Raw genomic sequence first — 7,778 nt, forward strand, 5'->3', positions numbered from 1 at the left:
AGATTTTAGATTGAATGGGAAGGTTGTTCGATTTTAGATTTTAGATTTTAGATTGAAGGCGAAGTTCGTTTTAATCAGTTAAATCTTACATCTTTTACCATTTTTAAGAACAGGCAAGATGCCTGTTCCACAAAGAGTGAGTTTTCTTGTGGGGTGGGCATCCTGCCCGCCCGTAAAAAACCTATTGGAATAGTCCAATATCTCAGTTAAATCCATTAAATCCTGTACATTGCTTGTTGCCGCACTTCCTCCTTCAATTTAGTCAGGAGATTTATTAAAAACCCATTTCAACCACTGCACGAACGATCGCCAAACGCTCAATTTCCGCACACCAGCAACTCGGTGGGCTGCCAGACTTTCAACCGATCGCAAGGCGGCGTATTGCAAGCCCAAAAAGCTGTCTACCGGCGCGTAAGGCCCCCCCAAAGTAATCGCGCCGGCTGCGTATACCCGGCCTTCTGTGTTGCTAGCAGAAGAATTCCGCAATTCGGGCACTTCAAAATCGTTGTTAACACTCAGCCGGCCCAAACCGTTGAGGGGAAGATTATATTGAGCTACCAAATCGTTTAACAGAGGACTGGTTTTTACCTTAGCGTCCAAACCCGTAGCATCAATAATAAAATCAGCTTCTAACTTAATTTGTCCCTTGAGTTCCTTCTCCTGAATGTACGTCACCGTGCGGTTTTGACTGTCGCGCTCGACTCGCTCGACTTCCCCGAAGGTAATTTGATACCATCCTTGACTTAAACCTTCTTTGACAATCCGCCGCCAGTCGCTGCGCTGGGCTGTGGTAGTGCCGCCCCAGTCTGTGAGTAACTGCGGCCGCAATTCAGGGGCGGCTTGTTCCAAAAGTACGCGGAGTTCCCCGCCCCAGCAAGCTTTCGGCCAGTTGAAAGGTTGAAATTCGTAGTGATTTTCGACTTTTCGCTCAGCGAGTTTAAATTTGTTACCTTGAGGTTTGGGCGATCGCATCAAATGCAATACTTGAATGTTGCCGTTCCGCTGTCGCGCTTCGTAAATTCGCTGCACCACCCGCGAAGCCACAATTCCCCGGCCTCTAATTAACACGCTGCCGCCGCTGGCCTCCAATTTTTCGTAAACGCCGTCGTGCTTTTCGTAAGCGTTGACAACCGACTCAAAATCCTGGGTTTGTTCGCGGTAAGCTTGCAAGTCGGGCAGAAATTGAATGGCGGGATAGCCGGTGGCTAAGTGTACGTATTTGGCGATTAAAAAAGCGTGGTCGCGGTGATCCGCATTCGATCGAGAATAAGCGATCGCGTACCTGCCGTCATCTGTTTTGCGAATTCCCCGCACTCTACCGTAGCGAAACATCTGATTCCACCCAATTCGATCGACTTCCCTGTCAATAGAATCAAACACATTCCCCGCGCGAGGCGTATAAGTTTCGGCAAAAGTCGGTTCAGCAAACACCTGCCACATCAACTTCAACGACATCCCCAAACGCCCTTTGAGCAATTCCTGCCAAGCTTCCCGCAAAGCATAGGGAGGCCAGCCCCAAATGTTGTCTGGACAAGAGTCAGAATTCGATCGTAGGCGTTCCCGCAGCGGAATTTGAGAATTCAGGCACAGACGCAGGTAGCGGGCGTAAGGCTGGTTTTCCATGCCCAAAACCGCAATTCGATCGATTTTCACGCCGCAAATTCTCAGCAAATCCACCCAAATAAAGCTGCCTAAACCGCCACCAACGGCTGCCCAATCAACTTCTGTCACAGGGAGTCCCATAGATTGGAGCGATCGCATTGACACTTGAGAAGCGTGCAAAAATGCGATCGGCGGAAATTCTCCCCTACTACCTGTTTGAGAAACCTGCGACATTATTTGCGGCCCCAATGCCGGGTCTGGCCCATTGGTCTGCGGGTTAAAGAAAATGTGAGAATTGACCGACGGCGTTTCAGGGGAATTAACAGCAAAAGAAATGCCGATCGCGTAGGGCCCAACTTGCAGCATATCGCCGTTTGCCAGCACGCACCGGGTTTGGCGAATGCCGTTAACAAAAGTACCGTTGCGGCTACCCGTGTCAGTCAGTAAAATACTGTTACCTTCGGTGCCAATCACTGCATGAAAGCGAGAAACTTGACTGCTGCTGAGGGCAATTCGAGAAACTCGTTTCCCGTTGATTGTGGCGGGCATAGCTTCAAAAATTCGTCCCAAAGCGATGGGTAAGTCGAGTATGGGGGATCGACAATCCCCCGTAGCTGTATCTGTCCAAGTCAGTCGCAGGCGCAAGGGTTGAGAATTCATGATTATTTTTTAAACATCAGCCGTCGGCTTTGAGCTTTCTGCAAAAAAAGATTTTTGAAGTTGAGAGTGTTTAGCGGATAGCCTGAGTTTCCGTTTTTCTTAAATCTTGCACCATTGTCAAGAACGGGCTCTCCGGCCCATTCCACAATAGATGAATTTTCTTGTGGAACAGGCCGAAAAGCCTGTTCCTAAACAAGTAATTGAGAATGGTGCAACATCTGAGTTTTTCAAACTTTCACGGAGACAGCATCACACTCGCCGCCGCCGCCAAAGAAGTACCGCACCACGGACACCCCGCATTCAACTGTGCGTAAGGCGAAATTCGGCTGCACTTGGGACACTGCAAACCATATTTTGAAGGCCCCGTCGGCTGAAAGTTACCAGGTGCGGGAGGCCCAGACAGCAAAACTGTCTGCGGCGCGGCTACCTGCACCTCCGTGACATTCACCACCTCAATTTGCACTTGGCCTAAATGGATGTGGCTTCCCGATTTCAATTTTGCTTCGCCTCGGGCGAGAATTTTTCCATCTACCAGCGGCGGATTGCTTTCGCGCAAATTCCGCACTGCATACTCCTGCAATTCCTGATTAAAAAATATTTCAACGTGCAGCCCCGATACGCTGGGATGCGAAAATACTATATCGCACTTCGCCGGATCGCGCCCGATCCTCACGGTTCCCGGATTTTTGCTCGGCTGTCCGTTTTCAATTGTCTGAGTTTGGCGCACCCCAGCTTCTGTCCATGCTAAAGTGAGCTGGTTTGTCATGATTTTATAGTTAACTCAAAAATATAAAAAAATATTAACTGATTTATTTTGAGGACGGAGTTCCTCACCAAAAAACTTAATTATAATTATTGACCAAGAATTTCTTCATGTGGTACCCGCCACGTGATTTATCTCGCGCAAGTCAATCCAAAATCTAAAATCTAAAATCCTTGCGTCCCCCGAATTAATCTCGCGCAAGTCAATCCAAAATCTAAAATCTAAAATCTAAAATCGAATGACGCCGACTAGATCGCACTTCTAAAAATATTATTATGTGCAGCTATACAAAAAAGCCCTGACTTCGGGGCTTTTAGTGCTCGTATTGGCTTTTTTTGAGAGACTGAATCGCGCTTGTCAGCTTTTCTTTCCCGCAAAATTATTGACCGCAGTGCAGCTTGGTAAAAAAATTGCTGTTCAAGATTTGCCAGGGATTGCTAAAAAGTAATTCCTGGGGGGTTTTCACATTTGCGAGGCTGTGGTGCGCTAGTCACGAATTTTGGAGGTTGGACGATCGAACTACCTTGGTAACTTCGATCGCCCCCCTCCTCAAACGTTTACTGTCCTAGTGCTATGTCTCACGCTGCAACTGTGCAATCTTTCATTACAGGGCAAGCCTTAAGAGACTTAAGCTTCGCTTTTGCGGCTTTTGCGACCGCCTTCGCGACCAATTTGAGCCATGTGTTCGCGATTTCTGCTGACAGCTTCGCCGCCTTTTTGGCCAGCTTGTCTGGCTTCTTCAGGGGTGAATTCGTGTGCAGTTCCTTTCTCGTGTGCAGCTTTTCCGCCTTTGCTAGCAATTGCGCGCTGTTTTTCTGCATCCATAGAAGCGAATCCGCGTTTGCTTTTCTCAGCCATGACTGTCTCCTTGTTTTTTTCTGATTTTTTAGCTCGATCGCGCCTTCGCCTCCCACTGTCATGGTTACTCCCAGCCAGTGGTGAGATATCCGACGGTAAATTATGAAACCTCATCAGACGAATCTAAGCTTTTGGTTTAACTCGCAGAATGAATATTTCATAACTTACAAATGTGAACTAAAAATAGTTCACGCCCGGGCACTATAGTTAGAGCCGCCAATTTTTTAAGCTGGTTACTGTCTTTCAATCATTCTATAAACCCCCCAACTTTTATACCTCTTTCTCAGGTATAGTCATTCTTTAGTTCGCTGGAAGGATGGAACCGAAAGCTGATTGGCAGTAGACTCAGAGGATTTTTCGACTTAACCGCGCCTCCTCAAAAACTAAAAGTCCCAAGACGGATGCTTTTTTGGTCTTTTTACTTTTTTTTTTGAGCCATTCCGCGCTTGCCACCGATCCCTATGTTAGTTGGTCTGCCGATCGAGTGGTTTCTGGCAAGCGATATTTTGGGGCGCAGCGCAGGACGTACTCGATCGCACTTATCAAGTTTACCTTATGACCTATCGAAACATACATCGGCTTTACCCCTGTTTGCGTTCTTAGCGCTGCGCCTACCGTTGATCCCTCTAGCAGCAAGGGTTGCCAACTGCCCCGGTCGAGTCCGACTTCGGAATGTTCTCCCATAAATCGATTTTTGGCAACTCCGATCGTGGGAATCCCTGTCAAAACCCCCAAATGGCACGCCAGACCGAATCGGCGGGGATGGGCTAGTCCTTGACCGTCGCACAATATCAAGTCTGGCCTCAAACTGATATTTTCCAACGCATCAAGGACTGCCGGCACTTCTCGAAAAGACAGGAAACCCGGAAGGTAAGGAAAAGTTGTAGGACTGCGAACCACAGCTTGCTGCTGCAATTGCAAGTCGGGAAAGCTCAGAACTGTTACAGCGGCCCGCGATACATCGTTTGCACTGTCGTAGCCGACATCTACACCGGCGACGTACCGAACTGTGTCCAGTTGATTTTGGGTAATTACCTCTGACCGAAGCTGTTCTTGAATGGCGATCGCCTCTTCAATTGTCTGCGGCCAAGGGTGTCGCTGCAACATTTTGATTTTTCTTCAACCGTTCTCATCTAAGCTTAACTTATTTTCGGGCATTTTTAAACTCGGATTTTTATCGTTTGTAGCTATAAATTCCCAACTTGCCCAAGCAGTCTTTTTTCTACTCAGGAGGGTTTAGCAAGTCGGGCCGATGCCAATTCTACAAATAGAGTCTGTACGTCGCAGATGGAAATTCTATCTTTCCTGGCTTGCAGCAACCCGCAAAGGTTTTTGTAGCACGCACCTGCCATTTACCATTAAAATTTACCCACAAATTAGCAGTTGAATTCTGATTTTTTAGCTTTCTAGAAAGCTTTGTCTTTCCGATCGCCCTTTTATCGCTTCTCAAAGAGCGATCGAGCTATCTATTTACTTCTGCTATATCTAAAAAAATCCTCTTTGTCAAGACGATTGAAACATTTATTCATCAACAATTTCAGCTAGGTACAAATGCCATTGTTCATACCAGAGCCTCAATAGACCTCTTGCAAAATAATTTTATGATATAATGGAAAGTTTTGCTTTACTGGATTGAATCCCAACTCTTAACTTATTTTTACTCTTGCCTTGCTAGAAACAGGATAAGATACTAGAAACTTATATTGGTTGTTGCACAATCAGTAAATCATGAAAAATCAATCTTATCTAAATTTGACATCTCATCAATTTAAACGTAGATTTGGTGTCAAAATTGAAACTTTAAAAGTAATGGTTAAAGCCTTGGAAGAATTCAGGTCAGAAAATCATAAAGACAGAAGAGGGCGTGGGACTATCCTAACTCTTGAAGAACAGGTCTTAGTTGCATTGGAATATTGGCGAGAATATCGAACATATTTTCATATTGCGACAAATTGGGGAGTATCTGAATCAACTATTTGCCGAATTGTAATTGACATCGAATCAACTTTAATGAAAACTGGAAAATTCCGTCTTCCTGGGAAAAAAGCATTACTCAAAAACTCTGATTATCCAGCAGTCGTGGCGATCGATGTCACAGAAACAGCTATTGAACGACCCCAAAAAAAACAGAAGAAATATTATTCAGGCAAGAAGAAATGTCATACCCTCAAAACTCAATTGGTCATTAATCAAGAGACAGGAGCAATTATTTGCACTGCTTTTGGGCAAGGACATTGCCACGATTTTAGCTTGTTTAAAAAAAGTAAAATCCATTTTCATCCCGAAACAGATAGCTTACAAGATAGTGGGTATCAAGGCATAAAAGATTATCATTCCAATAGTTATATTCCTAGAAAGAAACCTAAAAATGGGAAACTTTCTCTCTTAGAAAAAGACTACAATCGAGCTCTAGCACAAGAAAGAATTGTTATTGAACACGTTAACCGGAGTCTGAAAATTTTTAAAATCTTGTCGAGTCGTTATCGGAATCGTCGCCGCCGTTATGGTCTGCGTTGTAATTTGTTATCAGCAATTTATAATTATGAGTTAGCTCTAGGGGGATTAAATTGAAAACTTTCTATTATAGCATAGATTTTTTTTGCAAGAGGTCTATTGTAACGGCAATCTCATATCTTTTTGATTTAAAAAGCTTTCCGACGCTCAAAATCCTATGACTTTTATGAAAAAAATAAAGAAATTTATGAGTTGTTGCACCATTAACCGGAAGTTATAATCTTAGATAAGAGCGAATAGACAACTAACATCCAGTAAAACAACTTAGCTGAATTAACATATGAAAACCATGCAAAGTGTTCAGTACAACCTAGCTCTCTACATCGTCGGTGGCATCGTCTTCATCATCGCCGCCTTAATTTTAAGACCTTTTGCCCTCGTCGGCCCAGGGGAACGGGGCGTTATGATGCGCTTCGGGAAAGTTCAAGACGCGATTTTAGATGAAGGCATCCACCCGATTTTACCGATCTTCACCTCTGTAAAAACTCTCAGCGTGCGGGTACAAAAAACCGATTTGAAAGCAGATGCAGCATCCAAAGATTTGCAAAGCATTACTACAGATTTGGCAGTCAACTGGAATGTTGACCCCGCCAAAGTTAATCAAGTTTTTCAACAAATAGGAGACGAAGAACAAATTGTTACCAGCATTCTGAGTCCGGCAATTTCGGAAGTTCTCAAAGCAGCAACTTCTAAAAAAACCGCAGAAGAAATTATTACTAAGCGCACAGAACTCAAAACAGAAATCGACAACAGCCTCAAAAAGCGTTTGGAACCTTACGGCGTCATCGTCAGAGATGTTTCTTTAATAAATTTTGGCTTTTCTCCAGAATTTAGCAAAGCCATCGAATCCAAACAAATAGCAGAACAAGAAGCTAAACAAGCAGAATTTACAGTTCAAAAAGCCACCCAAGATGCTCAAGCTGAAATTAACCGCGCTAAAGGTAAAGCCGAAGCTCAACGCTTGCAGCGGCAAACATTAACAGCCGAAATTTTGCAGCAGCAAGCTATTGAAAAATGGAACGGCCAGTTTCCGACAGTAATGGGAGGAGGCGGAACTTTGCCATTAATTAATATTGCGCCACCGACTTCTCAAGCCGCAACTCCTGCTAAATAAGCTGCTGCCGATCGTGATTGCCGGGGCGCGGGGAGAAGGGGAGAAGGGGGGAGGGGGAGAGAGTCTGAGGGGGGGAAGAATAGAGGGTTTTTCACTGCGGATGTGAAGATGTGCTTTTTTAAATGCCGAACAGCAAGCGTATAAAATACAACTAACAACTAACGTGAAATCCCGCTTAGGATCGCGAATTAAATAACTTACAATTTTAATTGTTATTGTGGGATGGGCGTCCCGCCCGTCCAAAACGGACGGGCGGGACGCCCATCC

The 7,778-nt window shown here is 44.9% G+C and carries 6 protein-coding genes; 2 read left to right on the forward strand and 4 right to left on the reverse strand.

Translation table 11 applies throughout. The annotated features are described in order from the left end of the window. Positions 1 to 258: 258 nt before the first annotated feature. From QT973_RS24505 to nfi, 4 genes are all read right to left on the reverse strand, one after another. Entirely contained in the window at positions 259 to 2,262 is a 2,004-nt protein-coding gene (locus tag QT973_RS24505; protein ID WP_333392404.1) for an FHA domain-containing protein, read from the reverse strand. A 235-nt stretch (positions 2,263 to 2,497) separates the two neighbouring features. Then, entirely contained in the window at positions 2,498 to 3,028 is a 531-nt protein-coding gene (locus QT973_RS24510) for an FHA domain-containing protein (protein ID WP_333057612.1), read from the reverse strand. Between the two features lie 624 nt (positions 3,029 to 3,652). Continuing rightward, the gene (locus QT973_RS24515) at positions 3,653 to 3,883 is read right to left on the reverse strand and encodes a KGG domain-containing protein (RefSeq protein WP_006631632.1); all 231 of its coding nucleotides are present in this window, start codon (positions 3,881 to 3,883) and stop codon (positions 3,653 to 3,655) included. 459 nt (positions 3,884 to 4,342) lie between these two features. Further along, positions 4,343 to 4,990: a deoxyribonuclease V gene (gene nfi, locus QT973_RS24520; RefSeq protein ID WP_333057614.1), complete on the reverse strand. Its 648-nt coding sequence runs from the start codon at positions 4,988 to 4,990 to the stop codon at positions 4,343 to 4,345. Between the two features lie 621 nt (positions 4,991 to 5,611). On the opposite strand from nfi, the gene QT973_RS24525 reads away from it, so the two are divergent. Continuing rightward, complete coding sequence (locus tag QT973_RS24525) at positions 5,612 to 6,454, forward strand: IS5 family transposase (RefSeq protein ID WP_333392406.1); 843 nt, start codon at positions 5,612 to 5,614, stop codon at positions 6,452 to 6,454. A gap of 223 nt (positions 6,455 to 6,677) precedes the next feature. Next, complete coding sequence (locus QT973_RS24530; RefSeq protein WP_333057615.1) at positions 6,678 to 7,511, forward strand: prohibitin family protein; 834 nt, start codon at positions 6,678 to 6,680, stop codon at positions 7,509 to 7,511. Positions 7,512 to 7,778 lie beyond the last annotated feature (267 nt).

It is taken from the genome of Microcoleus sp. Z1_A1 (genome assembly GCF_036700305.1).
In the GTDB taxonomy this organism is placed as follows: Bacteria; Cyanobacteriota; Cyanobacteriia; order Cyanobacteriales; family Microcoleaceae; genus Microcoleus.